Raw genomic sequence first — 25,725 nt, 5'->3', positions numbered from 1 at the left:
CTTGGAAAGTACCTGTCGGCGCCGAGGCCCCCGAATCGGCCCAAGATCGATTGTCAGTGGTGGGTGGGAGGATCGGATCACCGAATCGAAAGAGGGGGAACGGCCAGCCATGTCCGGAAACCAGAACTACATCAATCACGTTGCTCTCGTCCTGGATGCCAGCTCGTCCATGTCGCACCTGAGCCGCAAGGTCGTCGAGGTCGCCGACCAGCAGATCGCCTACCTGGCCCTCCGGTCGAAGGAACTGGAGCAGGAGACCCGCGTCACGGTGTACGTCTTCGCGGACAAGGTGGAATGCGTCATTTACGACAAGGACGTGCTGCGAATGCCGTCCCTGCAACAGCTGTACCGGGTCGGTGGCATGACGGCCCTGCTGGCGGCCGCGCTGAAGTCGCAGCGGGAGCTGGCGCAGACAGCGCAACTGTACGGCGACCACAGCTTCCTGACGTTCGTACTGACCGACGGGCAGGAGAACGCGAGCACCCATTGCCCGGATGCCCCTTCCGGCAATCAGCGTGAACTGGTTCAGGCCGTGGCGAAGATGATCGAGACACAGGAGGACAACTGGACGCTCGCCGTTCTGGTGCCGGACCAGATGGGCAAGCGCGAGGCCATGCAGTGCGGCTTCCCGAAGGACAACATCGCCATCTGGGACGCCACGAGCACACAGGGGCTGGAGGAGGCCGGGCAGGTCATCCAGCAGGCCACCGAGAAGTTCATGGTGGGCCGCACCCAGGGCATCCGGGGATCGCGGGCGGTGTTCTCCATGGGCGCGGAGGCGGTCAACAAGGACACCATCGAGGCAGCCGGCCTCACCCCGGTGGATCCTTCGGAGTACCAGCTGATTCCGGTGACCCGCGCAGCGGCCATCCGGGACTGGGTCATCGAATGCGGGCACACGTACCGAACCGGTGGTGCGTTCTATCAGCTGAGCAAGTCGGAGAAGATCCAGGCGCGGAAGCAGATCGCGGTGCTGGAGAAGAAGACGGACCGGGTGTACACGGGGCCGGAGGCCCGGGCCCTGCTCGGCCTGCCGGACACGGAGGTCCGCGTCAAGCCGGACCACAACGACGACTTCACGATCTTTGTGCAGAGCACCAGCGTGAACCGGAAGCTGGTACCGCAGACGCGGCTGCTCCTCATGAACTGACGTCTCGGAGCCTTCGAACGGGAGGCCACGGTCCTGGGCATGCGGGGTCTCGGCCTCCCGCACCGCCTGCCCGCCCCGGGCGGCGGCCCTGCGGGAAATCCGGCGGCCCTCCCCCGCCCCCGCGAGGCAGACTGGACCCATGAACAGCGGCAGGACCGTACGGGTCTCCAAGTACCTCTCCAGGCATCTGCGTCACGACCCCGGCCGCATCGGGATCCGGCTCGACGCCGAGGGCTGGGTGCGGATCGACGAGCTCCTGGCCGCTGCCGCCGCGCACGGTTTCCCGTTCAGCCGCGAGGAGTTGGACCACGTCGTGGCGGTGAACGACAAGCAGCGGTTCGCCGTGGAGGGGGCGCGGATCCGGGCCCGGCAAGGGCATTCGGTGACGGTGGACCTCGCCCTGGCGCCGGTCGAGCCGCCGCCGTACCTCTACCACGGCACCGTCGCCCGGAACATCGCCGCGATCCGAGCCGAGGGGCTGCGCCCCATGAACCGTCACCACGTGCACCTCTCGGCGGACCGCGAGACCGCCACCCGGGTGGGTGCCCGGCGCGGTAGGCCGGTGGTGCTCCCCGTCGACGCGGGCGCCATGCACGCCGCCGGTCACGTCTTCCTCCGCACCGACAACGGCGTCTGGCTGACGGACGCGGTTCCGCCCCGCTTCCTGCGCTTCGCGGCGGGCCCGACGGAGCACGGCACCGCCTCCTGATCCCCCCGCCCGCGCACCCGTAGCCTGTTCCGTATCCGAGGGGGCGAGCGGCAGAACACAGCGGGAGAGCGCCATGCGTGAGATTGCCGGTGCGGTCGACATCGCCGCGCCTCCCCACCGCGTCTGGGAGGTCCTCACGGACCTGTCGGCGTATCCGGAGTGGAATCCGCTCATCCGGCAGGCGTCCGGCCGGATCGCCGTCGGCGACAGGCTCGCCCTGACGACGGTCCCGTCCCGGGGCCGGGCGAGGACCGTCCGGCCCCGCCTGCGGGCCGTGGTCCCCGACCGCGAGCTGTGCTGGGTTTCCAGGCTCCTGGTACCGGGGCTCCTCGACCGTACGCACCGCTTCGCCCTCGCCGACCTGAACGGCGGGGGCACCAGGGTCGTGCAGAGCGAGCGGTTCACCGGCGTGCTCGTTCCCCTGTTCGGCCGCGTCATCACCCGTACCGTCGCCGACTTCGAGGCCCTCGGCACGGCACTGCGACGGCGCGCCGAGGGACGGCCCGCCGCGGGCGCCTGACGGCAGCGGCGCACGGCGCTCCCCCGGCGGAGTGGCCGGCGGCGACCGGCGACGCGCCGTCAGGAGTGTCGGGCCGGGCGGACCGGGGCGCCGGCCGTACGGTCGGGCGAGCGGACGGAACGAAGGGCTCACGCGGTGCAGGACTCCCCCGACGACCACGTCAACGTGCCCGACGACCATGTCGTCGTGCTCTTCGGCGCCACCGGCGACCTCGCCCGGCGCAAGGTGCTGCCGGGGCTGTTCCGGCTCGCGCGCAGCGGTCTCATGCCGCGCGACTACCGGATCGTGGGCTCGGCGCCCGCCGGCGCGGCGCTCTCCGACGAGGAGTTCCGGAGCCGGGCGAAGGAGGCGGTGACCGCGTTCTGCCCGGAGCCGCCGGGGGACGCGGACTGGCGGGCGTTCGAGGAGCGGCTGAGCTTCGGTGCCGCCGATCCCGGCGCCCCGGAGCCGCTGCTCGCGGCCGTCGGGAACGCCGAGCGGGCGCTGGGCGGTTCCCCGCGGCGGCTGTGCCATCTGGCCGTGCCGCCGGCGGCCTTCCCCTCGATGGTCGAACTGCTCGGCGGCACCGGGCTCGCGGGTGACCGCACCCGGGTGATCGTCGAGAAGCCGTTCGGCACCGACCTCGCCTCGGCCCGCGCGCTCAACGCGACCGTGCACGCCGTCTTCGACGAGTCCCAGGTGTTCCGCATCGACCACTTCCTGGGCAAGGAGTCCGTGGACAACATCCTCGCCCTCCGGTTCGCCAACGGCCTTTTCGAGCCTGTCTGGAACCGGCGCCACATCAGCCATGTGCAGATCGACGTTCCGGAGACCCTGGGGATCGAGGGCCGCGCCTCCTTCTTCGAGCAGACCGGAACGTTCCGGGACATGATCGTGACCCACCTCTTCCAGGTGCTGGGTATCGTGGCGATGGAGCCGCCGGCCGCCCTGGACGCCCGGTCGCTCCGGGACGAGAAGGTCGAGGTCTTCTCCGCGATGCGGCCCGTCGACCCGGCGCGGGTGGTCCGCGGCCAGTACGAGGGCTACCACGCCGAGCCCGGGGTCGACCCGGAGTCCGGGACCGAGACCTTCGCCGCCCTGGCCGTTACGGTCGACAACCCGCGCTGGGCCGGTGTCCCCTTCTTCCTCCGCTCGGGCAAGTCGCTCGGGCAGCGGCGTCAGACCGTCACCCTGCACTTCAAGCGGCCCCCGTCACATATGTTCCCGGCGTCGGCCCATGGCGGGCGGCCGTCCGGCGGCAACGTCCTCGTCATCGACTTCGACGACCCCGGGTGGATCGCCGCCCGCTTCCTGGCCAAGGAACCGGGCCCGGCCATGCGTCTGTCCCCGGCGCGGATGACGTTCCGCTACGCCGACTCCTTCCAGCAGGCGAACGAGCTGGAGGGCTACGAGCGGCTGATCCTCGACGCGATGCTGGGCGACCAGTCGCTCTTCACCCGCGCCGACGGCATCGAACGCCTCTGGGAGGTCTCGGCCCCGCTCCTGGACGCGCCGCCGCCGGTGGAACCGTACGCGCCGGGGTCGTGGGGGCCGCCGTCGGCCGACGAGCTGATCGCCCCGTACGCGTGGTACCTGCCGGACGGGGACGACTGAGCGCGCTCTCAGCCGGTGAGGCCGGTGGTCGGCGGAATCGTGAAGGCGGGCCGCTCCGGCCGGCTCCCGCGCACAGGACGCCACGGCCCACGACGACCCGCGCGGACCGGCTCCACCGGAGTGCGGGGGCCGGCACCTCGGAAAGGACGAGACGGGCGAGGGACGGTGGGCCCCATCGGGCCCGGCCGAGGACCGAACGGTGTGGCCCGGCCGGGCCGTCCCCCGTCGCAGCGCCCGAACCCCCGTGCCGGGCGCACAGGAACATCCTGGCGCGGGACGGCACACCGGCGCTTGTAATTACTTGTGCGGTCGGATCCGGCGTGGCCAAATCCCTTGACCTACCCCGGGGATGCAGTGGCACAACCATTGACCGGGAGGAGCGGGTGTTGCGTAGAGTGCGCGCGTGGCAGTGCACCGGCACAGTCGGCTTCACACCGACGACGCGCATGTCGCGGTGGTGGACTGCGGCGACCCGCCCCGGGGCTGGACCCAGCTCCGGCCCGCGACGGTCTTCGGCCTGATCCTGCCCCACCGGGGCATCGTGCGCGGACGGGTCGACGGGGTGGAGCAACTCCTGGACCCGGCGAGCGTGTTCGTGGAACGGCTGGGCAGCGAGCAGCAGTTCGCGCACCCGTGCGGGGGCGACGTCTACACGGAGATCGTCCTCTCCGAGCCGAGCGTGGCCGCCCTGATGGGCGGCGAGCCGGACGTGCCGGGCTGGGTCGCTCCCGTGTCCGCGGAACTCGGGCTGAGGCACCGGCTGTTGCTGGCGCGGGCGGGGGCTCCGGACAGCGACGCGTTCGAGCTCACCGAGCGTACCCTCGCCCTCGCCTGCGGGGTCTTCGAGCAGTTGGCCCCGGAGCGGGTGGCCGCCGGGCGGCCCGCCACCGCCACCGCCCGGCGGCGGCTGGTCGACGAGACGCGCGGCGCGCTCTCCACCGACCTCACCCTCGGGCTGGAGGACCTGAGCCGCACGGTGAACTGTTCGCCGCACCACCTGAGCCGCATCTTCACCGCCACCACGGGCGTCACACTCACCCAGTACCGCAACCGGCTGCGGATCGCGCTGGTGCTCGACCGGCTGAGCGAGGGCGAGACCGATCTGCGGCTCCTGGCCGACGAACTCGGGTTCACCGACCAGGCACACATGACCCATGTGGTGCGCAGGGCGGCCGGGCTGCCGCCGGGCCGGCTGCGGTCCCTGTTGTACGCCACGGACCCGGCCGGAGCTGCCGCGGGCGGGCGGGCCGTCCCGCTGATTGGGGACCGTACGGTCCGCTCCGCTAGCCTGAGCGGCACAATGAAGCGTTTTTCCACGTCATGGGGCGCATTCGACCTCGCCCGTTTTCCGGAGGACCCCCGCGACCGGCTGTTCGCCTGGGACGCGGCCGACGAGTACCTGCTGCGGCATCTCGCGCACGGCGAGGACGGGCCGGTGGACCTGTCGGGCGACGTGGTCGTCGTCGGCGACCGCTGGGGCGCGCTGGTCACCGCCCTCGCCCCGCACCGGCCCGCGCAGATCACGGACTCGTTCCTCGCCCAGCAGGCGACCCGGGCGAACCTGGCGCGCAACAGCGTCCCTGCGGACTCGGTCCGGCTCCTGTCCACGCGGGACACCCCGCCGGACCGGATCGACGTCCTGCTCGTCCGGGTGCCGAAGAGCCTGGCGCTGCTGGAGGACCAGCTGCGCCGGCTGGCCCCGGCGGTCCACGCCGGGACGACGGTCATCGGCACGGGCAAGGTCACGGAGATCCACACCTCGACGCTGAAGCTCTTCGAGGAGATCCTGGGCCCGACCCGGACGTCGCTGGCGCTGAAGAAGGCCCGGCTCATCTTCTGCACGCCGGATCCCGCGCTCGCCCCGGGGCCCAGCCCCTGGCCGCTCACCTACGCCCTGGGCGCGGACGCCGGCCCGGCCGCCGGGCTGACGGTCGTCAACCACGCGGGCGTCTTCTGCGCCGACCGCCTGGACATCGGCACACGGTTCTTCCTGAACCACCTCCCCCGGCGGCGCGGTGTCGAACGCGTGGTGGACCTCGGGTGCGGCAACGGCGTGGTGGGCACGGCCGCCGCCGTGGCGAACCCGGACGCCGTGCTGCTGTTCACGGACGAGTCGCACCAGGCCGTGGCCTCGGCGAAGGCCACGTTCCGGGCGAACACCGGTGCGGTGCGGACGGCCGAGTTCGTCGTGGGCGACGCCCTGTCGACGACGGCCCCCGGCTCGGTGGACCTGGTGCTCAACAACCCGCCGTTCCACTCGCACCAGGCGACGACCGACACCACGGCCTGGCGCATGTTCACCGGGTCGCGCCGGGCCCTGCGCCAGGGCGGGGAGCTCTGGGTCGTCGGCAACCGGCACCTGGGGTATCACGTCAAACTCCGCCGGATCTTCGGCAATTGCGAGGTCGTCGCGGGCGACCCCAAGTTCGTGGTGCTGCGGGCCGTGAAGCGGTAACGGGAACGGTCAGGCCGTCGCGTCCGGCAGGGCCTCGGCCTCCACCCGGGGCAGGATCAGCGCCCCGGCGACGATCAGGAGGGCCCCGGCGGCCTCGGGGATCAGCCACCAGCCGGTGCGGACGTGCTCCTCGTAGACGAGGAGCCCCAGGGTCAGGCTGACGAGCGCGTCGCCGAGGGTGAGCGCCGGCTGGGAGGCGAGGAGCGGGCCGGACTCCATGGCGTTGGAGAGCAGGAAGAGGGAGGCCGCTCCCGCGGCGGCGAAGGCGTAGGTCTGCCAGCAGGTGAAGAAGGCGCCGGCACCGTGCCGGGCGAAGGTCACGGCGGCGTCCTTCATCAGCGCGGCGGTCAGCGCGTAACCGATCGCCGCGGCGGTGCCGAAGAGGGCGGCCCTGGCCTTGCCCCGGGGGCGCGGGAGCGCCGCCAGGACGCACGCCGCCATCGCCGCCGCCGCGGCCGCGATGGCGGCCAGCCACCGTGCGGTGCCGACGTGCACGTGCTCGCCGCCGGGTGCGGCGGCGGCCAGCGCGAGGCCCAGGCCGGCGGCGACCATCAGGATCGCGCCCCACCCGTAGGCGGGCAGCCGGCGGCGGAAGACCGTGCCGGCGATCAGCAGGGCGAACGGGAGCTCGCTGACGAAGATCGGCTGCACCAGCGAGAGCGAGCCCAGGGAAAGGGCGAGCGCCTGGAAGACGGCCGCGCAGAGGACGGCGCCGATCCCGGCGAACCACACGGGGTGGTGCAGCAGGTCGCGGATCAGCCGGAGGCTGAAGGCGTCGGCCTTGGGCACGGTCTGCGCCGCCGTCCGCTGGAGCACCACCGCGGTGGCGTTGCTGACGGCGGCGAGGACGGCGAACAGCACCGTGAGGACGTCTGCCACGGGTTCCCTCCTGTCCGGCGGGCGGTCGCGGCCCCACGGTGGCAGAGCCCGTCTCCCCACCGGTCCCGCAGCACCGCTACGGGCACACCCGTCACACGATCAGATGAGCCGGGCGGCGGACGACGACCGGTTGTGCGCTTGTGTCCGGGGCCGGGCGCGGCGGACCGTGGCCCTGCCGGGCGGCCGCCCGGCGGGTGTGTGCCGAGGAGGGCGATGTGATCCACATCAGTGAGACCCTGGCGCTCCAGACGATCGAGGACTTCCTGGACGCGGAGGAGCTGACGCAGCTGGCCAAGATCGTGGACGCCGATCCGGCCGCGTCCCGGCCGCGGCGGAGTCAGGCCGAGGTCGTCGCCGCACCGGCCGCGGCGGAGGAGATCCTGCGCCGGGCGACGGAGCGCGCGCTGCCCGCGGTCCGGCGGGCCCTCCCGTCGGTGCACGGCGCCGGACCGTGGGGCTACACGGAGCTGGGGCCGGGCGACGAGGTCCCCACCCACCTCGACGGCATCCCCTCCCCCGGTGTCCGGCCGCGCAGGATCGGCCGGGTCGGGGTCACGATCGCCGACGCGGACGAGGGCGGGCTGTTCTACGTGGAGACGACCTCCAGCGGTGCCCCGTGGACGGGCGCGCTGGTGGGCGAGGCCGAGGGCTTCGCCCCGGGGACGCCGCTGACCCGCTGCTTCCCGCACGAGGCCGCCGCGGCCCGGAGCCACGCGGCGGAGCCGGACTGGCTGGCCCGGACTCCCACCACCCGCTGGACGACCCCCGCCCCGGCCGGCGTGGCCGTCGCCTACGGCGCCCAGCTGATCCACGGGGTCACGCCGGTGGTGCGGGGCCGGGTCAGGAAGTTCGTCACGGATCTCCTGGCCTGACCGGCCCCGGACGGACCGGCGGGCCCGGTGCGCCCGGCACCGGACCCGCCGCCGGGCGTCAGGCCAAGCAGCCCGTCACCGACCTCCTGCCCGGCCGACGCGCCCAGTGCCGTCCGCACCGGACCCCCACCGCCCGGGGCCACCAGGCCGAGCAGCCCGTAACGAACCTCCTTCCTGGCCCGACCAGGCCCCAACCAGCTGACGGGCCCGGTGCCGTCCGCACCGGACCCGCCCCGGCCCGCCCGAGGCCATTCCGGTCACACCTTCACGGCGGCCTTCTTTCCGGCCGGTTCGGCCGCTCCGGACGCGTCCGGCCCGGGCTTCCGGGGTGTGGGTCGGACCAGGGCCAGGACCAGGAGCCCGCCCGCCACCGCGGCCGCCGCGGACCAGAGGAAGACGTCCTGGAGGCCGCCGGCGAAGGCCCGGTGGACCAGGTCCTCGGCCGCGGCGCGGTGCTCCGGCGGCGCGGCCGCGACGAGGCGCTGGGCCTGGCCGGCGCCCAGGGCGACGGCGGCGCCGTGGGGGTCGGGGACGGCGTCGGAGAGTTCCGCGCGGGCGCCGTGGGCGAAGACGGCGCCCAGGACGGCGATGGCGAGGCTGGTGCCGAGCTGCCGGAAGGTGTTGACCGCGCCGGCGGCCATGCCCATCCGCTGCGGCGGCACGCTGCCGGTCGCCGCCGAGACCAGCACCGGTGTGGCCAGGCCGACCCCGGCACCGGCCACCGCCAGCCCCGCGATCAGGGCCGAGCGGCCGGCGTCGGCGGACATCGTCGCGTACAGCAGGTACATGCCGACGGCGACCAGCATCAGGCCGAGGCCGATCGGCAGGCGGGGGGTGAGCCGCTGGGTGTGCCGGCCGGCGAACGCGGAGACGAGGAAGGAGACGACCGCCATCGGGGTGAGGGCCAGACCGCTCTCTACGGGGCCGAGGCCGAGCACCGACTGGAGCCAGATGGAGACGAGCACCAGACCGCCGAACGCGCCGCCCTGGAACAGCAGCGCACCGCCCATCAGCCCGGCGAAGGACGGCCGGCGCAGCAGGGCGAGGTCCAGCATCGGCAGTTCGCCCCGGCGCCCGGCGCGGGTCTCGGCGAGGACGAAGGCGACGAGGGCGACGGCCGCCACGGCGAACGAGGCCAGGACGGCGCCCGAGGTCCAGCCGGACTCGGCGCCGCGGATCAGCCCGTAGGTGGCGGCGGCCGCGGCGAGGGTGAAGGTGACGGCACCGGCCACGTCCACGCGGCCGCGGCGCTCTCCGGCCGCCCGCGGCCGGTCGGCGCGGACGACGCGCAGGGTCAGCAGGACGGCCGCCGCGGCGATCGGCAGGTTGACGAGGAAGATCGCCTGCCAGCCGATGTGCTCGGTGAGCACGCCGCCGAGGATGGGGCCGGCCGCCGCGGCGGCGCCGTTGACCGCGCCCCAGATGCCGAACGCCGTCCCCCGGTCCCGTCCCTGGTACGTGGCGCCGAGCAGGGCCGCGGAGGTGGCGAACATGGCGGCGCCGCCCGCGCCCTGCACCGCGCGCGCCGCCACCAGGGCTCCCGCGTTCGGCGCGAGCCCGCAGGCCAGCGAGGCCAGGGCGAAGACCGTCAGTCCGGCCGTGTAGAGCCTGCGGTGGCCGAAGAGGTCGGCCAGCGACCCGGCGGCCAGCAGGAGGGCGGCGAGGGACAGGGCGTAGGCGTCCACGACCCATTGCAGGGATGAGAAGGAGGCGTCGAGGTCGTCGCCCATCCGGGGCAGTGCCACGTTCACGATGGTGACGTCCACGAGCAGGATGAAGGCGCCCAGGCTCACCGCCACCAAGGGCCACCATTTACGCATGCGATCTCTCCGTTCGGTTCCGGGCCGCGTGCTCCGCGACGCGCCCCGCACCGGAACTCTCCGGCGGAACCCCCTCTCCGCCCCAGCCGAAACCGTCCGGAGCGCGAAATCCGACATTGGGTAGCCTGGAACGGTGAATCTCGACAGAAAGCGTTCCGTCCTGCCCCCGCTCGACCCCCAGGATCAGTTGCTGGCGCACGCGCTGCAGATCGACGGCCGGGCGCCGTTCCGGAGGATCGCGGAGGTGATCGGCGTCTCCGACCAGACGGTCGCCCGCCGCTTCGCGCGGCTGCGGTCGGCCGGCGTCCTCCGGATCCTGGGTCTCACCGAGCCGCTGCGCATGGGAGAGGTGCCGTGGTTCGTCCGGATCCGCTGCGCGCCGAACGCCTCCGCCCAGATCGGCGAGGCGCTGGCGCGCCGCAGGGACACCACCTGGATCAACCTGACGGCGGGGGGCACCGAGATCTCCTGTCTCGTGCGGCCGCAACGGCCCGGCGGGGACGCCCTGTTGCTGGAGAAGCTGCCGGGCACGCCCCGGGTCGTGGACGTCTCCGCCCATTCGCTGCTGCACGTCTTCTACGGCCAGGACCGCAGCCTGGTGACCAAGTCGGGCCCGCTGACGGCGGATCAGGTGGTGGCCCTGACCCCGCCGGACGCGCCGGACACACCGGTCGTCGAACTGGCCGCGCCCTTTCCGGTGGAGGCGGCGGACCACCGGCTGTTCGACGTCCTGGCGCTGGACGGCCGCGCCCCCATCGGTGAACTCGCGGCGGCCACCGGCTGGTCGCAGACCACGGTGCGCCGCCGGCTGGCGGAGCTGCGGGCGGCCGGGGTGCTCTACTTCGACGTGGACTACCACCCGCGCATCATCCAGCGGAACTTCCGTTCCCTCCTCTGGCTGAGCGTCGAACCGTCGCGGATCGAGGCCGTCGGGGCGGCGCTGGCCTCCCATCCGGAGGTCCCGTTCGCCGCCGCGACCACCGGGGACGCCAATGTCTACGCCAGCATCACGACGCCCGACGTGGGGTCGTTCTACCGCTATCTCACGGGGCCGGTCGCGGCGCTGCCCGGCATCCTCGGCACCAGCACCACGCCCTGCCACCGCACGGTCAAGGGGCCGGGGCCGCTGTGGAGCGGCGACCGGTGGGAACTGATGCGGGCGTGACCGCGGGGCACCGGGATGGTCCGGACCAGCGAAACGTCGATTTCCGGCCCTTTCCGGCATCCCGCCGCCCATGAATGTGCCGAAAGAAAATGCCGAAACCCTCCCGCCACGACGCTCCTTTCGATTACCTTCCGTCGCAACGGACACGCCACTGGTAATCGCCCGAGGGCGGGAGAGGATTGTGTGACCGTGCCGTGCACCCGCCCGACTCCACCGATCCCATGATGAGGCGCGCCTTGAGGCAGTTCACCGGAAGGAGGCAGTCGATGACCGCCGCACCACCCGAAGTGCTCGCCGAACTACAGGAGTTACGGGTGCGGGTGCCGTACCTGACCGGCGCCATGGTGGCGAGCACGGACGGACTGGTGATCGCCCATCTGCTCGCCAACGCCGAACCCGACGGGGTGGCCGCGCTGACCGCCGCGGCGCTGGGCGTGGGGGCCCGGCTGACGGACGCCGTGGGCCACGGGGGCTTCCGCGAGCTGCTGGTCAACGGCGAGTTCGGCTATGTGGCCACCTACGCGGCGGGAACGGCCAGTGTTCTGACGCTCCTGGCCACCGCCGACGCGAACGTCGGCCGGCTCAACATCGAGGCCCGCCGGGCCTGCCCCCGCCTCGGCGCCCTGATCGACGGCGCCCTCCAGCGGCAGCGACAGGCGTAACGGTCCACCCCTCCGGGCCCGCCGTCCCCGCATCCCTACCGAGACCGAAAGCGGAACTCTCATGGCCAACACCGAAATGGCACTCAAGGACGCGATGAACTCCATCGAGGGAGCCATCGGCGTCGCGCTCGTCGACTACAGCAGCGGCATGGCGCTCGGCACCCTGGGCGGGTCGCAGGGCATCGACCTCAACGTCGCCGCGGCGGCCAACACCGATGTCGTCCGGGCCAAGCTGCGGGCCATGGAGATGCTGAACCTCCAGGACCGCATCGAGGACATCCTCATCACCCTCGGCACGCAGTACCACCTGATCCGGCTGCTGACCGGGCGCGGCGGCGGCGGGCTCTTCCTCTACCTCGTCCTGGACTCCCAGCGGGCCAATCTGGCGATGGCCCGCCACCAGCTCAAGCGCATAGAGGCCGACCTGGAGGTCTGAGCCCGGGCGGTCAGCGGAGGCCCGCGGGCTCCCGCTCGGCGGCCACGCGCTCGTCGAGGAAGGCCGCGAGCTTCGCGGCGAAGCCCTCCGGGTCCTCCCCGGGAGCGCCGTGCCCGGCGTCGATCTCCGCGTAGCGGCTGTCGGCGATGCCGGCCAGCAGTGCCTTCTGCTGACCGGCGTCGATGAGCCGGTCGTGCGCACTGGCCAGTACCAGGGTGGGCGCGGTGATCAGGCCCAGCAGCGGGCGCAGGTCGACCGCGAGATCGACCTCCGTATGCCGGTCGGTGCCGGCGGCGATGGCCCCGGTGAGCGCGCGGACCAGGGACTCGTAGGCGCCTGCTCCCTTGGAGGCCGTGCGCTCCCAGTACCGCGGGCCGTACGCCATCAGCGGCAGCATCCGGGCGAACAGGTCCGTGCCGTGCCGGGCGTCGGTGCGCATCAGGTCGAGCCAGTAACGGAACTCCGCCGCCATGCGGGTGTCCGTGCGCACCCACGCGGCGTGCAGCGCCAGTGAGCGGACCCGGGCGGGGTGCGTCCCCGCCAGGTACGCGGCCACGACGGCGCCGAGCGAGTGGCCGGCCAGGTGGAAGGTGCCGAGCCCGGCGTCGTCGGCGGCGGCGAGGACCTCGTCCGCGAGGTCGGCGACGGTGAGGGGGCCACCGTGGTCGGTGGTGGCACCGGATCCGGAGAGATCGGGCGCCACCACGGTGAAGCGGTCGGCGACGGCCCCGGTCAGGGGCTGCCACTGCTCCTTGGTTGCCCCCGTGCCGTGGACGAGGACCAGGCCGGGGCCGGAGCCGGTGAGGTCGTAGGCGACGGCGGCCCCGCCGTGGGAGAGGGATGCGGTCGTGGTGGGCATGGGTGTCCGTTCGTCGTGCGGGAGTTGGGGAAAGGCCGTGCGGCGCTCCGCTACGCGGGGACGCCGGCCCGCACCGCGGCGAGCAGGCCCCGCAGCGCCTCGTTGAACGCGACGGGCTTCTCCTGGTGCGGCATATGGCCGGAACCGGCGATGACGCGGAGTTCGCCGCCGGGGGTCAGGTCCGCGCACTCCCGGGAGATCGCGACGGGAGTGTGGCTGAGCTCGCCGTGGATGTAGTGGACCGGCACCCGCAGGCCCGGCAGCGCCGGGCGCGGGTCGTGGGCGAGGGCCTGGTGGAACTGGTCGTCCACGAACACCCCGGAGTCCAGGATCTGCCGGATCGTCCAGTCGGCCAGCAGCGGAGAGGCGTCCGGCCCGAACCAGCCGGGGACCCAGCCCGCGAGCGTGCCCGCACGGTTCGTGCGGAGGTCGTCGACGAGGTCGACGGCGGCCGGGTCGAGCAGGGGCCAGTGGGCCGACCCGTCCACCGAGACCGCCCCCGCGATCAGTTCGGGGTGGCGCACCGCCAGCTCGACGGCGAAGACGGCGCCGATGGACGAGCCGACGACCACGGGCCGGTCCAGCCCCAGGGTGCCGATCAGCTCCACGACGTCGGCGACCACGCCGTCGATGTCGTTGCCCGCGGCGGGCCGGTCGGACCGGCCGCAGCCGCGCCAGTCGACGGTCACGACGCGGTGGTCCGGGACGAACTCGGGGAGCTGGGCGCCCCACACCCGTCCGCTGGTGCCCCAGCCGTGCAGGAACAGCAGGGCCGGTCCGGTGCCCTCGTCCTCGTAGTGGAGCGTGGTGCCGTTGACGTTCGCGTACGCCATGGTGGATCCCTTTCCTCGCGGTTTCCTCGCGGTCGGACGGGCGGTGGTGCCCGGTCCTTCGGTGATCCCCACTCCATCGCGCCGCCCGCCGACGACCAAGGGGCGAAGCGCGCCTACACTCATCACGGATGATGATGAGTGCTGGTCGGTGAGGGGGCAGGCATGGAGCTCCGGCAGCTGGAGTACTTCCTGACGGTGGCGGAGGAGCTGCACTTCGGGCGGGCCGCCGAGCGGCTGCACATCGTGCAGTCGGCGGTGAGCCAGCAGGTGCGCCGGCTGGAGCGGGACCTCGGGATGCCGCTCTTCGACCGGACGACGCGGGCCGTCGGGCTGACGGAGGCGGGCCGTCGGCTGCTGCCGCACGCCCGTGAGGTGCTGGCCGCGCGGGACCGCGCCCGGGCCGCCGTCGACGAACTGCGCACCGAGCGCGCGGTCACCCTGCGGCTCGGTACGAGCGCGGGTCTGGGCGCCCGGCTGGAGGCGATCCTCGACGGCTTCGCCCGGCTCGCTCCCCCGGCCCAGCTGGAACTGGTCACCGCCGCCACCGACGAACGGCTCAAACGCGTCCGCTCGGGCGAGCTGGACGCGACCCTGCTGCGCGGCGACCGGACGGTCCCCGGGCTGGAGCTGCTGCCGCTGTGGGAGGACGACGTGATGGTCGCCCTGCCCGCCCGGCACGACCTCGCGGTGCGCGACACGATCGACATGGCCGAGCTGGCCGGGCTCCCGCTGCGCCTCTCCCGCCGCGAGCGCAACCCCGCGCTGTACGACCTCGTCCTGCGCTCCTGCGAGGAGGCGGGTTTCACCCCCGTGCTCGGCCCGGAATTCACCACGGCCCAGGACACGTTGGCGTCCGTCGGCCATGGAAAGCCGTCGTGGACGGTCTTCTACGCGCCGCACGCCGACCAACTGCCGGTGCCGGGCGTGGTCTTCCGTCGGCTGCGGAACCCGGCGCCGGTCATGCGGGCGTACCTGGCGGTGCGGCCGGACCCGCCGCGGGCGGAGCTGCGGGCGCTGATCGAGGCGTGCCACCAGGCCGTGGGGTGAGCGCCCCTCGCGTGCGGGCCGGAGGAACCCCACCGCCGGGTCGCGGCCAACCGTCACCTGAGCGCCCGCATGACCGGTGCGGGGTGACCGTGCCGGTCGTGAGTGCCTCTCGCGCACGGGCCGGGGCGCCCGGCGGGAAATTCCATTGGGCCGCGGCCGGCCGCTTCCTAGGATGCCGCGCATGATCACATCCCGGTCCGTCCTGGACGCCGTGACCCATCACCGCCCGGCCGACGAGCGGGAACGCGCCGACACCCAGCGGGTACGCGCCCTCGTGACGGCCTCCGACGACCCCTGGCAGCGCTCGCTCCCGCTGCACGTCACCGCGACCGCGGTGATCGTCCATCCGGAGAGCCGCCGGGTGCTGCTCCGTTGGCACCGGCGTCACGGGTCGTGGCTGCTGGTGGGCGGGCACGGGGACCCCGGGGAGCACGAGCCGCTGGCCGTCGCGTTGCGGGAGGGGCGGGAGGAGACGGCGCTGACGGACCTGGCGCCGTGGCCGGACGCGCGGCTCGCGCACCTCACGGTCGTGCCGGTGCCCGCGTCCGGCCGGGAGCCGGCGCACGAACACGCCGACCTGCGGTTCGTCCTGGCGACCGGCTCCCCGGAGGCCGCCCGGCCGGAGCATCCGGAGGCGGAGCTGCGCTGGATGACGCCCGAGGAGGCGGAGGACGCGGTCGCCGAGGAGAACGTCCGGGAGACCCTGTCGCGGGTGCGGCCCCTGCTGGACGGCGGTCGGGGCTAGCGGCGGCCCGCGCCCGCCATGGGACGGTCGTCCGCCCCCTCGGTACGCCGCTCCGCGGCCGGACCGGAGCCGGCCGTCACACGCCGGGCGGGGGTCCGGCGCATCGCGGCGACGGCCACGCCGAGCAGCACGATCAGGCCGCCGAGGCCCGCCATCGGCGCGGGGACGTTGCCGAAGAGGGCGGCGTCCAGGACCAGGGCGGCGACCGGCACGGCGTAGAGCACGAGGGAGCTGGTGGAGGCCGTGGCGGCCCGGAGCACGCGTGACCAGGTGCAGAAGGCGAGGACGGTGCAGCCGAGTCCGAGCCAGCCGACGGCCGCACCCTGCTGCCAGCCGACGCCGGCCGACTGCCGTACGGCGTCCGGGACGGCGAACAGCAGGGGCAGGAGGCCGAAGAGGCTGCCGTAGAAGATGCAGTCCAGGCCGGAGTATCGGCGCAGCAGCGGCTTCTGCAGGACGAACGACGTCGCCTGGGCGGCCGCGGCGAGGACGATCATCGCCATGCCGGTGTGCGATCCGCCGCCGGCGCCGCCGGCCACGGCCACGACGAGGGCTCCGCCGAGCGCCACGAGCAGCCCGACGACGCCCCGGGCCCCGGGCCGCTCCTTGAGCACCAGCATGCCGAGGAGCGTGGCGAAGACGGGGGACGTGGCCACCAGCATCGCGGCGGTGCCGCCCTCGACATGGCGCTCGCCCGCGTACAGCAGCAGTTGGTAGGCGGTCATCCCGGTGAGGCCGAAGCCCGCCATGCGCAGGGCGTCCGCCCGGCGCAGCCGGCTGATCCGGCCGGTGAGCAGACAGGGGGCCAGGATGGCCACGGCGCACACGAGGCGGAGGACGGCGATGGCCGTCGGTGAGTAGCCGTCCAGGGCGACACGGATCGCCGGGAAGGCCGACCCCCACAGGATCGCCGTGGCGGCCATGAACGCCCAGGGGGACGTCTTTCGGCGCTCGGCTGCCATTGGAGGACACCGCCCATCGGTAGGAGACGTGCAAGGGCCACAAGGGACCGGTGGTCACGGGTTCTTGGGCCACTCACGACGCTAGCGGGATTCCATCCATAAGTCGAATAATGAATTCCGTTATTGAACCCAAGCGTTCCTTTGAGATGGATGGGTTGGCGGGAGAGGGCGGCGGCGGGAACGGCAAGGGGCCGAGTCGCGCCGGGCGCCCTCCCCTCCTCGGGGCGCCGGCCCTCCTCGGCCCGCTCAACTCCCATGATTCCAGAGCGCATTCATTCCGTCACTACAGGTAACCGACCGGCCGGGGTACGACTGCCGGGCACGCGCCCCGGCGTGCGCCGTTCTGCCCCATCTGGTCACCTGGATGGGTGGGCGGAAACCGCCCGGGAGGAGGACTCCACATGGCTATGGCCACTCGGGATGCCACCCGGACCGACACGGGAACCCTGCGCGATCTGCTGGCCGCACCGGGCCCGTTCGCCTCGGTCTATTTCGACCGCGAAGCACGTCCCGAGCGGGCGGAGGAGGCCGGGGCGCGCTGGCGCGACCTGGCCGCCCGGCTGGCCCGGGAGGGTGCCGACGCGGCCACCGTCGACGCCCTGACCACCCGCGTCATGGATTCCCTGCCCGGCACCGGCGTCCTCGCCGCCTTCGCCGCCGGGGGCGAGGTGCGCCACGTCGCCGAGCTGCCCGGCGGGCACCACGGCGATCTCGCCGAAGTCGCCCCCGTACCGCACCTGTTGCCCCTCCTGGAGTGGCGGCAGGAACATCCCGCGCACGTGGTCGCGGTCGTCGACCGCACCGGCGCGGACCTCCTGATCTACGCCGAGGGCTCCACCGAACCCCGGCGACGCACGGTCACCGGGACCGACGACGAGATCGTCCGCAGTTCGGGCCTGCCCCAGATGCGCTTCCAGCACCGCGCCGAGGACTCCTGGGAGCACAACGCGAAGGCCGTCGCCGAGGCCCTGGACGGCGCCCTCGCCGAGGTGTCGGCCACGCTGCTGCTGGTGGCGGGCGACGTGCGGGCGCGGCAGTACCTGACCAAGCACCTGCCCGCCCGGGTGCGCCGTGACGTGACGGTCGGGCACATCAGCGGAAGCCGCGGCGCGGACGGCCCGGCGGGGGTGCGCGCGTCGCGCACGGAGACCGAGGTGTCCCGGGCCGGACACGCCAGGACCGCGGAACTCCTGCGGCAGCTGGAGCATGAGCTGGCGCCGGGCGGGCACGCGGTCGAAGGGGTCAACGCCACGCTCGACGCCCTCGCCGTCGGCCGGGTGGGGACCCTGACGGTCACCGACGACCCGCGGGACCAGCGGACCGCCTGGTTCGGCAGCACGCCGGCCGAGCTCGCCGAGCGGCGCGAGGACCTGCCGCCGGACGGCGGAGGAGAGCCGTACGAGGGGCGCCTCGCCGATGTGGCGGTCAGGGCCGCCCTGCTCACCGGCGCCGACGTCCGGGTGCTGGAACCGGGCGAGCCCCGTACCCCCGCACAGGGGACCGGGGGCATCTGCCGCTACCCGTGACGCACGACACGAACAGAACTCAAGGAGGCACCGGTATGAAGGTGGCGTTTCTCATGGCGCCGGAAGGCGTCGAACAGGTCGAGCTCACCGATCCCTGGAAGGCCGTCGAGGGGGCGGGCGGCACGCCCCGCCTCGTGTCCACCGCGCCCGGCAGCGTCCAGGCGTTCCACCACCTCGACAAGGGCGACACCTTCCCCGTCGACGACGTGGTGAGGAAGGTCACCGCCCGGGACTTCGACGGGCTGGTGCTCCCCGGCGGGGTGGCCAACCCGGACGCGCTGCGCATGGACGAGGCCGCCGTCGCGTTCGTCAAGGACTTCTTCGACGCGGGCCAACCGGTCGCCGCGATCTGCCACGCCCCGTGGACGCTGGTCGAGGCGGACGTGCTGCGGCGCCGCACCCTGACGTCGTGGCCGAGCCTGCGCACCGACATCCGCAACGCGGGCGGCAGCTGGGTGGACGAGCAGGTCAAGGTGTGTGTCAGCGGCCCCAACACCCTGGTCACCAGCCGGAAGCCGGACGACCTCCCGGCGTTCTGCGCCACGTTCGTGGAGGAGTTCGGCAAGGCGGCCGCGCAGGCCTGACCCGACGGGCCGACGAACGGCCGGCGCGCGTTCCGCCGTCGGCCGTTCGGCCCCCGACCGGTTGCGGCGGCGGACGGTTCTCCTAGCGTGGCCATGTGATCAGCGCACCGGACCCCCGCACCGGTACGGGCGGACCGCTCCGGTGGCTCCTGCGCAGGCCGGGCGGACCGGCGGCGCTGCGGCGCGCCGCGTGGGTGACCGTGGCCGGCTGTGCGGGCTTCTACACGCTCGCCTACGCCTTCGGCCGGCCCGACATGGCGCTCTTCGCCATGTTCGGCGCGCTGCCCCTGATCCTCTTCTCCTCGATCCCCGGGCCGCCCCCGCAGCGCACCAGGACCGTGCTGTTGACGCTGCCCGTCGGCTGGGCACTGGTCACCGCCGGCACGCTGCTCGCCGTCCGCGACTGGGCGGCGGCGCTGGGGCTGCTGGTCGTGGGCTTCGCCGTCTCCCTGCTGGCGAACGGGGGGCCGAGGACGTCCGGACCCGCCCCCGCCTTCCAGCTCTACTACGTGCTCCCCTGCTTCCCGCCCTACGCGCCGGACACCTTGCCGGCCCGCCTCGCCGGCCTCACCGTCGGCATCCTGCTCGCCGCCCTCGTCGACCGGCTGCTGTGGCGCGAGCCGCCGCCCGTCCTCTACCGGACGCTGCTCGCCGACGCCACCGAGGCCACGGCCGGCTACTGCGGCGCCGTCGGACGCCTCCTGGCCGGCGAAGGCGCCGCCGCGGACGTCCCGGCCCGGCGGGAAGCGGCCGACCGGGCCCTGACCGCGACCCTGCTGTCGGAGGTGCCGCCGACCGAACGCCCCACCTCCGCCACCCCGCGCGACCGGGCCCTCAACCACACCCGCGCCGCGGTCCGGCACGTACGCGACCTGCTGGACGGCATCGCCGATGGCCACGGCGGGAACACACCCGGCGCGCCCGAGCTGCTGCGGCACTGCGAGGACTCCCTGCGGCGCACCGCCTCGTCACTCCGCCCGGACGCCCGGGATCGGGGAGGCGACGACGCCCTGCACACGGCGCTGGCCGCGTTCGACGAGGGACGGGCCGGGGGCCTCGCCCGGGTCACCCCCGGCCGGCTACGGCAGGACGCGGTGGTGCGCCGGGTGGCGGAGGGGGCCTTCGTGGCCGGCGAGGCGGGACGCCTCGTGGCCGGCGGACGGCCCTCCGCCGCCTGGGACTACCCCGGCAGCCCGTTCGCGTACGCCGGTGTGAGCACCTGGGTGTGGTGGTGGCGCCGGCTAGCCGTGCACATGACGCCGAGGTCCGTCCTGCTCCAGAACGCCCTCCGGCTCTCCCTCGCCCTGGCCTGCGCACGGCTCCTGGTCGGCCTCCTGGAACTGCCGCACGGCTTCTGGGTGTTGCTGGCCATCCTCAGCCTTATGCGCACCTCCGCGGCCGACACGCGGGCCGCGCTGGTGCCCGGCGTCGTCGGAACGGTCGTGGGCGGCGCCCTCGCCACCGGGATGCTGCTCGCCGTGGGCGGCACGACCGTCTTCTACGCGGCCTTCACCCCCCTCTTCCTGTTCGTGGGCCTCAGCGTGGGTCCGGTGCTCGGGCCCGCGTGGACCCAGGGCGTGGTCACCGTCATCCTCGTGCTCATCTTCGGCCAAGTGGCGCCGCCCCACTGGGACCTGCCCGCCGTCCGGCTCCTCAGTGTGCTGATCGGCGGCGGCATCGGCGCCGTCGCCAGCCTGCTCGCCTGGCCCCGCGGCGCCGCCGGACAACTCCGCCGCGACATCGCCGCCTTCCTGACCCGCGCGGCCGAGGCCTGCCCTGCCGTGACCGACCGGCTCGTCCGCCCGCGCGGCGGCGGCGCCGACGACCTGACGGCGGCCCGCCGCGCGATGTTCCTGGCCCAGGCGACCTACCTCCAGTACCGCGCCGAGGCCGCCTCCCGGAACGGCCAGGATCCGCCCTGGGAAGCGTTCATGCTGCCCGGGTACGCGGTGGTCGGGGGCGGTGCCATGATCCTTGCCCGTCGGCGGGGCGACGGCTGTTCGCCACTGCCGCCCGCCGGCGGGGCGGAGCTGGTCGAGCTGGCCGAGCGGGCGGCGGCCGAGTGCCTCGCCTCCGCGGAGGCGCTCCGCTCGGGGCGGGGGGCCGGACACGGGTCCGCCGGGGCCCCGGCCGCCGAGGCGTCGGGCTCGCTGCGGTGGGCGGCCGGGCACGCGTCGTCGGCCTTGGCGGCCGATGTGCTGCTGGTCGCCGATGCGGAGGCTTGGTTGACGGGGGTGATGCGGGAGGCGGGCCGGGCCCGGTGTTGAGGGTGCCCCGGTCCCTCCCTTTCACCGTTTCCCGGGGCTCTGCCCCGGACCCCGTGAAAGCGGCTTCGCCGCTTGTCCTCAATCGCCGGACGGGCTGTTCAGCCCGTCCGGCGATTGAGGACTGGGGGTACCCCCTCCGGGGGCGGGACCGGGGCACACCTCACACCGGATCGGCCCGCCGCAGATACACCGCCCAAGTCACCACCAAACACAGCACATACCAGGCCAGAAAGGCCAGATAAGCAGGCTCCCCCGTCCCACCGCTCAGAAACGCCTGCCGGAAGGCGACATTGATGAGCACGCCTCCGAGCGCACCGACGGCCCCCGCGATGCCCATGAGGGCATTCGCATGCTGGTGGGCACGCCGCTGCGCGGCTTCGGGATCCGCGCCGGCGGCCACGCGGCGGCGGGCGGCGGCCCGGTAGAGGGCGGGGATCATCTTGTAGGTGGAGCCGTTGCCGAGGCCGCTCAGGACGAAGAGGAGGACGAAGCCGGCCAGGAAGAGCGGCAGCGAGTCGTGGCGGGAGGCGGTGAGGACGAGGGCGGTGCTCGCGGCCATGGCGGCGAAGGTCCAGAAGGTGACGCGGGCGCCGCCCCAGCGGTCGGCGAGGACACCGCCGAGGGGTCGGACGAGTGAGCCGAGGAGGGGCCCCAGGAAGGTGAGGGAGGCGGCACGGACGGGGGTGGGGAAGTCGTCGGGGAACTGGACGAGGAGGACCTGACCGAAGGCGAATCCGAAGCCGATGAAGGAGCCGAAGGTGCCGATGTAGAGCAGGGAGACGGCCCAGGCGTGCGGGTGGCGGCCCACTTCGCGGAGGGGGCGTCCCTCGGGGCGGGGGCCGCCGAGGTTGTCCATGCGCAGGGCCGCGGCGAGGGCCGCCAGCACGATGAGCGGGATGTAGACGAGGACGACCAGCCGGGGGTGTCCGGCGCCGGCGGTGGCCAGGACGAGGAGTCCGAGCAGCTGGACGGCGGGGACGCCGAGGTTGCCGCCGCCCGCGTTGACGCCGAGGGCGCGGCCCTTGAGGTGCTGGGGGTAGAACGCGTTGATGTTGGCCATCGAGGAGGCGAAGTTCCCGCCGCCGACGCCCGCCACGGCCGCGACGATCAGCAACGTCGTGTAGGTGACGCCGGGTTCGAGGACGACGGCGGCGAGCACGGTGGGGACGAGGAGGGCGAGTGCGCTGATCACCGTCCAGGTGCGGCCGCCGAAGACGGCCACGGCGACGGTGTACGGCAGCCGCAGGGCCGCGCCGACGAGCGTGGGCACCGCCGTCAGCAGGAATTTGCCGGCCGGGTCGATGCCGTACTCGGGCCCCAGGAAGAGGATCAGTACCGACCACAGGCTCCAGACGGAGAAGCCGATGTGCTCGCTGAGAACGGAGAAGACGAGGTTGCGCCGGGCGATCCGGGCTCCGCCGGCCTCCCAGAACAGCGGGTCCTCGGGCCGCCAGTCGTCGATGCGCCGTCGCCGGCCGGCGGGGGCGGGGGGCGGCGGGTCCTGGGGGCGTCCTACGGCGGATGTGACGGGGTTCATGGGCGCTCCGGTGACGGGACGGGCGGACGGTGGGGGCGCGCCGCGGGGGGCGCGGGGGCGAGGCGGACGGGCCACACGGGGAGCGGGGGTGCCTCCGGCTCGTCCGCGCAGGCGCCGGACCGCAGGTCGAACGCCTGCTTGTACATGGGCGACACGACGACGGGCGTGCCGTCGCGGCTGCCGAGGATGCCGCGCGAGATCACGTGGGCGCCGCTGAACGGGTCGAGGTTGCCCACCGCGTAGAGCCGCCCGGCGCGGTCCCGGAAGACCGCCACCTGGTGGCCGTCGACGAGGGCGGCGACCCCGCGTCCGGGGATCAGGTCGGCGTAGCGGCAGACGGGCCGCCAGCCGCGGCCGGTGTCGACCTCGACGGACTGCCGGGCGGTCACGACGTCACCGTCGCGACGGGGAGGGGGACGGCGACCGGGCGGATCCTGCCGGGTTCGCCCTCGAAGCGCACGGCAGGGTCGGGGGTGCCGGGGGCGTTGACGAACGACACGAAGCGGCGCAGCCGTTCGGGGTCGTCGAGGGTGGCGCGCCACTCGTCCTCGTAGGTCTCGGTGTGGCGGGCCATCAGCGCGTCGAGGTCGGCGCAGATGCCGAGGGCGTCGTCGACGACGACGGACCGCAGCCGGTCGAGGCCGCCTTCCATGCGCGCGATCCAGGGGGCGGTGCGTTCGAGGCGGTCGGCGGTGCGGATGTAGAACATCAGGAAGCGGTCGATGGTGCGGACGAGGGTGTCGTGGTCGGCGTCGGCGAGCAGCAGTTCGGCGTGGCGGGGCGTCGTGCCGCCGTTGCCGCCCACGTAGAGGTTCCAGCCGGCGGCGGTGGCGATGACGCCGAAGTCCTTGCCGCGGGCCTCGGCGCATTCGCGGGCGCAGCCGCTGACGGCGGCCTTCAGTTTGTGAGGGGCGCGCAGTCCCCGGTAGCGGAGCTCCAGTTCGACGGCGAGGGCGACGGAGTCCTGGACGCCGTACCTGCACCAGACCGAGCCGACGCAGGACTTCACGGTCCGCAGGGACTTGCCGTAGGCGTGGCCGGATTCGAACCCGGCGTCGACGAGCCGCCGCCAGATGTCGGGCAGTTGGTCGACGGTGGCGCCGAGCAGGTCGATGCGCTGGCCTCCGGTGATTTTCGTGTAGAGGCCGAAGTCGCGGGCGATCTCGCCGAGGACGATGAGCCCTTCGGGGGTGATCTCGCCGGCGGGGACGCGGGGGACGACGGAGTAGGAGCCGTTGCGCTGGAGGTTGGCGAGGAAGTGGTCGTTGGTGTCCTGGAGTGCGGCCTGTTCGCCGTCGAGGATGTGGACGGAGTTGCCGAGGCGCGGGTTGAGGGTGGCGAGGATGGAGGCGACGGCCGGTTTGCAGATCTCGCAGCCGTCGCCGCCGCGGCCGTGCTCGTCGATCAGGCGGGAGAAGGTGGTGATGCCGGTGACGCTGATGATGTCGAAGAGTTCGGCGCGGGTGCGGGTGAAGTGTTCGCAGAGGCCCTTCGTGGCGGGGGTGCCGCCGGGGGTGGTCCCGGTGCCGGATCCGTCCTCGACGAGCCTGGTCAGCAGGGTGAGGCAGGAGCCGCAGCCCGTTCCGGCGCGGGTGTGCCGTTTCACGGCGCGGACGTCCGTGCGGCCGTCCTCGGTGACGGTCGCGCGGATCGCGCCCTTGGTGACGTTGTGGCAGGAGCAGACGATCGCCGTGTCCGGCAGTTCGGCCGGTCCGGGGGCCGGTCCTGCGGAGGAGGCGGGCAGCAGGAGCCGTTCGGGCGGGGTGGTGAGCGGTGTGCCCGCGGCGGCGAGCGGACGCAGCAGGTCGTAGGCGGCCGTGTCGCCGACCAGGACGCCGCCGAGGAGCCGGCCCTCGGAGGTGACGACGAGCTTCTTGTAGACGCCCTCCCTGCTGTTGGCGTAGCTCACCTCCAGGGCGTCGTCACCGGTGGCGTGGGCGTCGCCGAAGCTGGCCACGTCGACGCCGAGGAGCTTGAGCTTGGCGGCGGGATCGGCTCCGGTGAAGCTGCCGGTGCCTCCCGTGATCCGGTCCGCCGCGGCCTCGGCCATGGCGTATCCGGGGGCGACGAGGCCGTGCACCCGGCCGTCGGTGGTGAGGGCGCACTCGCCGACGGCCCAGATCCGGGGGTCGGCGGTGCGGCAGCCGGCGTCGACGACGATGCCGCCGCGCTCGCCGACGGGCAGTCCGCAGGCGCGGGCGAGCTCGTCGCGCGGCCGGATGCCGGCGGAGAAGACGACGAGGCCGCAGGGGACGGCCGTGCCGTCGGAGAGTGTCACCCGGTGGACGGTGCCGTCCGGCCCGGCCTCGACGGAACCGGCTCCGACGCCGGTGTGGACGGTGACGCCCAGCTGTTCGACCTTGCGGCGCAGTGCGGCGCCGCCGCCGTCGTCCACCTGGGCCGCCATCAGCCGCGGGGTGAACTCGACGACGTGCGTCTCCAGCCCCATCGCGCACAGCGCCCCCGCCGCCTCCAGGCCGAGCAGCCCGCCGCCGACGACGACTCCGGTGCGCACCCGCCGGGCGCGGGCGCGGAGCGCCGCGAGGTCGTCGAGGGTGCGGTAGACGAAGCAGCCGGGGGTGTCGTGCCCGGGGACGGGCGGGACGAACGGCCGTGAGCCGGTGGCCAGGACGAGGGTGCCGTAGCCGAGGACCGTGCCCGAGCGGGTGGTGACGGTCCGTGCCGCGCGGTCGACGGCGGTGACGGGGTTGCCGAGGCGGAGGTCGATGGCGTGCCGTTCCCCGAACTCCGGGGACCAGAGGCCGAGTTCCTCCTCGGTGGTGCCCGAGAAGAGGGAGGTGAGCCGGACGCGGTCGTAGGCGGGGCGCGGCTCCTCGGCGAGGACGGTGATGCGGGGAACGCGCGCGGTCCGGCTGTCCTTGTGCCGGACGAGCGCTTCGAGGAAGCGCTGGCCGACCATGCCGTGCCCTATGAGCAGGAGGTCGTGCGAGGTGGTCATGGGGTGTCGTCCGCCTTTCGTCGTCGTCAGCGGGTGGGGTGGCGGCGGAGGGGGCGGCCCGGCCCGGAGCCTCCGGTGTTCATGGCTGGCGGGAAGGGCGGTTCAAGGAGGTGTTCCCACATCAACCAGCGGAACCTCAGGCTGA

General features: G+C 73.7%; 22 protein-coding genes and 1 pseudogene. 15 read left to right on the top strand and 8 right to left on the bottom strand.

Annotated elements, in window-relative coordinates:
• Positions 1–109 precede the first annotated feature (109 nt).
• The 6 genes and pseudogenes from HN013_RS20350 to HN013_RS33125 all read left to right on the top strand — a co-directional run bounded on the left by HN013_RS20350 (position 110) and on the right by HN013_RS33125 (position 6,427).
• Positions 110–1,150 (top strand): vWA domain-containing protein, encoded by a 1,041-nt coding sequence (locus HN013_RS20350; protein WP_171168249.1) that lies wholly within the window; start codon positions 110–112, stop codon positions 1,148–1,150.
• A gap of 139 nt (positions 1,151–1,289) precedes the next feature.
• Positions 1,290–1,859: an RNA 2'-phosphotransferase gene (locus tag HN013_RS20345; protein WP_171168246.1), complete on the top strand. Its 570-nt coding sequence runs from the start codon at positions 1,290–1,292 to the stop codon at positions 1,857–1,859.
• Positions 1,860–1,932: 73 nt separating this feature from the next.
• Positions 1,933–2,379 carry an SRPBCC domain-containing protein gene (locus HN013_RS20340; RefSeq protein WP_171168245.1) on the top strand — a complete coding sequence of 149 codons (447 nt, stop codon included), beginning with the start codon at positions 1,933–1,935 and terminating at the stop codon, positions 2,377–2,379.
• Between the two features lie 135 nt (positions 2,380–2,514).
• Positions 2,515–3,972, top strand: a complete 1,458-nt coding sequence (gene zwf / locus HN013_RS20335) for a glucose-6-phosphate dehydrogenase (protein ID WP_171168243.1) — start codon at positions 2,515–2,517, stop codon at positions 3,970–3,972.
• 691 nt (positions 3,973–4,663) lie between these two features.
• Positions 4,664–5,158 (top strand): annotated as a pseudogene (locus tag HN013_RS33130) (helix-turn-helix domain-containing protein); the annotation flags it as partial.
• A gap of 114 nt (positions 5,159–5,272) precedes the next feature.
• Positions 5,273–6,427, top strand: a complete 1,155-nt coding sequence (locus HN013_RS33125; RefSeq protein WP_171168309.1) for a methyltransferase — start codon at positions 5,273–5,275, stop codon at positions 6,425–6,427.
• A 9-nt stretch (positions 6,428–6,436) separates the two neighbouring features.
• Here HN013_RS33125 and HN013_RS20320 read toward each other — a convergent pair whose 3' ends face one another.
• Positions 6,437–7,306 carry a DMT family transporter gene (locus HN013_RS20320; protein ID WP_171168241.1) on the bottom strand — a complete coding sequence of 290 codons (870 nt, stop codon included), beginning with the start codon at positions 7,304–7,306 and terminating at the stop codon, positions 6,437–6,439.
• Positions 7,307–7,521: 215 nt separating this feature from the next.
• Between HN013_RS20320 and HN013_RS20315 the strand changes: the two genes are divergently transcribed.
• On the top strand, positions 7,522–8,178 hold the full coding sequence (locus tag HN013_RS20315; protein WP_171168238.1) for a hypothetical protein: 657 nt from the start codon (positions 7,522–7,524) through the stop codon (positions 8,176–8,178).
• A gap of 257 nt (positions 8,179–8,435) precedes the next feature.
• Here the strand turns inward: HN013_RS20315 and HN013_RS20310 are convergent, their stop codons facing one another.
• Positions 8,436–9,998 carry an MFS transporter gene (locus tag HN013_RS20310; RefSeq protein ID WP_171168236.1) on the bottom strand — a complete coding sequence of 521 codons (1,563 nt, stop codon included), beginning with the start codon at positions 9,996–9,998 and terminating at the stop codon, positions 8,436–8,438.
• Positions 9,999–10,131: 133 nt separating this feature from the next.
• Here HN013_RS20310 and HN013_RS20305 point away from each other — a divergent pair, with 133 nt between their 5' ends.
• The 3 genes from HN013_RS20305 (at position 10,132) to HN013_RS20295 (ending at position 12,261) form a co-directional block, all read left to right on the top strand.
• Positions 10,132–11,163, top strand: a complete 1,032-nt coding sequence (locus HN013_RS20305; RefSeq protein WP_171168234.1) for an Lrp/AsnC family transcriptional regulator — start codon at positions 10,132–10,134, stop codon at positions 11,161–11,163.
• Between the two features lie 266 nt (positions 11,164–11,429).
• Positions 11,430–11,825, top strand: a complete 396-nt coding sequence (locus tag HN013_RS20300) for a roadblock/LC7 domain-containing protein (protein WP_249375175.1) — start codon at positions 11,430–11,432, stop codon at positions 11,823–11,825.
• 61 nt (positions 11,826–11,886) lie between these two features.
• A complete protein-coding gene (locus HN013_RS20295; protein ID WP_171168232.1) occupies positions 11,887–12,261 on the top strand; it encodes a hypothetical protein in 375 nt (124 codons plus the stop codon).
• 10 nt (positions 12,262–12,271) lie between these two features.
• Here HN013_RS20295 and HN013_RS20290 read toward each other — a convergent pair whose 3' ends face one another.
• Both HN013_RS20290 and HN013_RS20285 read right to left on the bottom strand, forming a co-directional pair.
• A complete protein-coding gene (locus tag HN013_RS20290) occupies positions 12,272–13,120 on the bottom strand; it encodes an alpha/beta fold hydrolase (protein ID WP_171168231.1) in 849 nt (282 codons plus the stop codon).
• A gap of 50 nt (positions 13,121–13,170) precedes the next feature.
• On the bottom strand, positions 13,171–13,953 hold the full coding sequence (locus HN013_RS20285) for an alpha/beta fold hydrolase (RefSeq protein WP_171168229.1): 783 nt from the start codon (positions 13,951–13,953) through the stop codon (positions 13,171–13,173).
• A gap of 162 nt (positions 13,954–14,115) precedes the next feature.
• On the opposite strand from HN013_RS20285, the gene HN013_RS20280 reads away from it, so the two are divergent.
• Together HN013_RS20280 and HN013_RS20275 are read left to right on the top strand one after the other, a co-directional pair.
• Complete coding sequence (locus tag HN013_RS20280; RefSeq protein ID WP_171168227.1) at positions 14,116–15,000, top strand: LysR family transcriptional regulator; 885 nt, start codon at positions 14,116–14,118, stop codon at positions 14,998–15,000.
• Positions 15,001–15,181: 181 nt separating this feature from the next.
• Positions 15,182–15,745, top strand: a complete 564-nt coding sequence (locus HN013_RS20275; protein ID WP_171168225.1) for an NUDIX hydrolase — start codon at positions 15,182–15,184, stop codon at positions 15,743–15,745.
• Here HN013_RS20275 and HN013_RS20270 read toward each other — a convergent pair.
• A complete protein-coding gene (locus HN013_RS20270; RefSeq protein WP_249375174.1) occupies positions 15,742–16,707 on the bottom strand; it encodes a DMT family transporter in 966 nt (321 codons plus the stop codon). The two genes, HN013_RS20275 and HN013_RS20270, sit on opposite strands and share 4 nt — an antisense overlap.
• Before the next feature lie 401 nt (positions 16,708–17,108).
• Here HN013_RS20270 and HN013_RS20265 point away from each other — a divergent pair, with 401 nt between their 5' ends.
• The 3 genes from HN013_RS20265 to HN013_RS33975 all read left to right on the top strand — a co-directional run bounded on the left by HN013_RS20265 (position 17,109) and on the right by HN013_RS33975 (position 21,084).
• Positions 17,109–18,233 carry a Vms1/Ankzf1 family peptidyl-tRNA hydrolase gene (locus HN013_RS20265; RefSeq protein ID WP_171168223.1) on the top strand — a complete coding sequence of 375 codons (1,125 nt, stop codon included), beginning with the start codon at positions 17,109–17,111 and terminating at the stop codon, positions 18,231–18,233.
• A 35-nt stretch (positions 18,234–18,268) separates the two neighbouring features.
• Positions 18,269–18,817 (top strand): type 1 glutamine amidotransferase domain-containing protein, encoded by a 549-nt coding sequence (locus HN013_RS20260; protein ID WP_171168221.1) that lies wholly within the window; start codon positions 18,269–18,271, stop codon positions 18,815–18,817.
• Between the two features lie 95 nt (positions 18,818–18,912).
• Positions 18,913–21,084: an FUSC family protein gene (locus HN013_RS33975; protein WP_171168218.1), complete on the top strand. Its 2,172-nt coding sequence runs from the start codon at positions 18,913–18,915 to the stop codon at positions 21,082–21,084.
• Positions 21,085–21,244: 160 nt separating this feature from the next.
• Here HN013_RS33975 and HN013_RS20250 read toward each other — a convergent pair whose 3' ends face one another.
• From HN013_RS20250 to nirB, 3 genes are read right to left on the bottom strand one after another with little or no spacing between them, the layout of a single operon-like run.
• Entirely contained in the window at positions 21,245–22,621 is a 1,377-nt protein-coding gene (locus HN013_RS20250) for an MFS transporter (RefSeq protein ID WP_171168216.1), read from the bottom strand.
• Positions 22,618–23,010 carry a nitrite reductase small subunit NirD gene (gene nirD / locus HN013_RS20245; RefSeq protein WP_171168214.1) on the bottom strand — a complete coding sequence of 131 codons (393 nt, stop codon included), beginning with the start codon at positions 23,008–23,010 and terminating at the stop codon, positions 22,618–22,620. Before nirD ends, HN013_RS20250 begins: the two co-directional genes overlap by 4 nt.
• Positions 23,007–25,580 carry a nitrite reductase large subunit NirB gene (gene nirB / locus HN013_RS20240; RefSeq protein WP_171168212.1) on the bottom strand — a complete coding sequence of 858 codons (2,574 nt, stop codon included), beginning with the start codon at positions 25,578–25,580 and terminating at the stop codon, positions 23,007–23,009. Before nirB ends, nirD begins: the two co-directional genes overlap by 4 nt.
• Positions 25,581–25,725: the final 145 nt, after the last annotated feature.

The sequence above is a fragment of the Streptomyces sp. I05A-00742 genome (genome assembly GCF_013055795.1).
Classification (GTDB): Bacteria; Actinomycetota; Actinomycetes; order Streptomycetales; family Streptomycetaceae; genus Streptomyces.
Note: the sequence above shows the minus strand (reverse complement) of the source record. Positions and strands in the feature narration are given on the sequence as shown.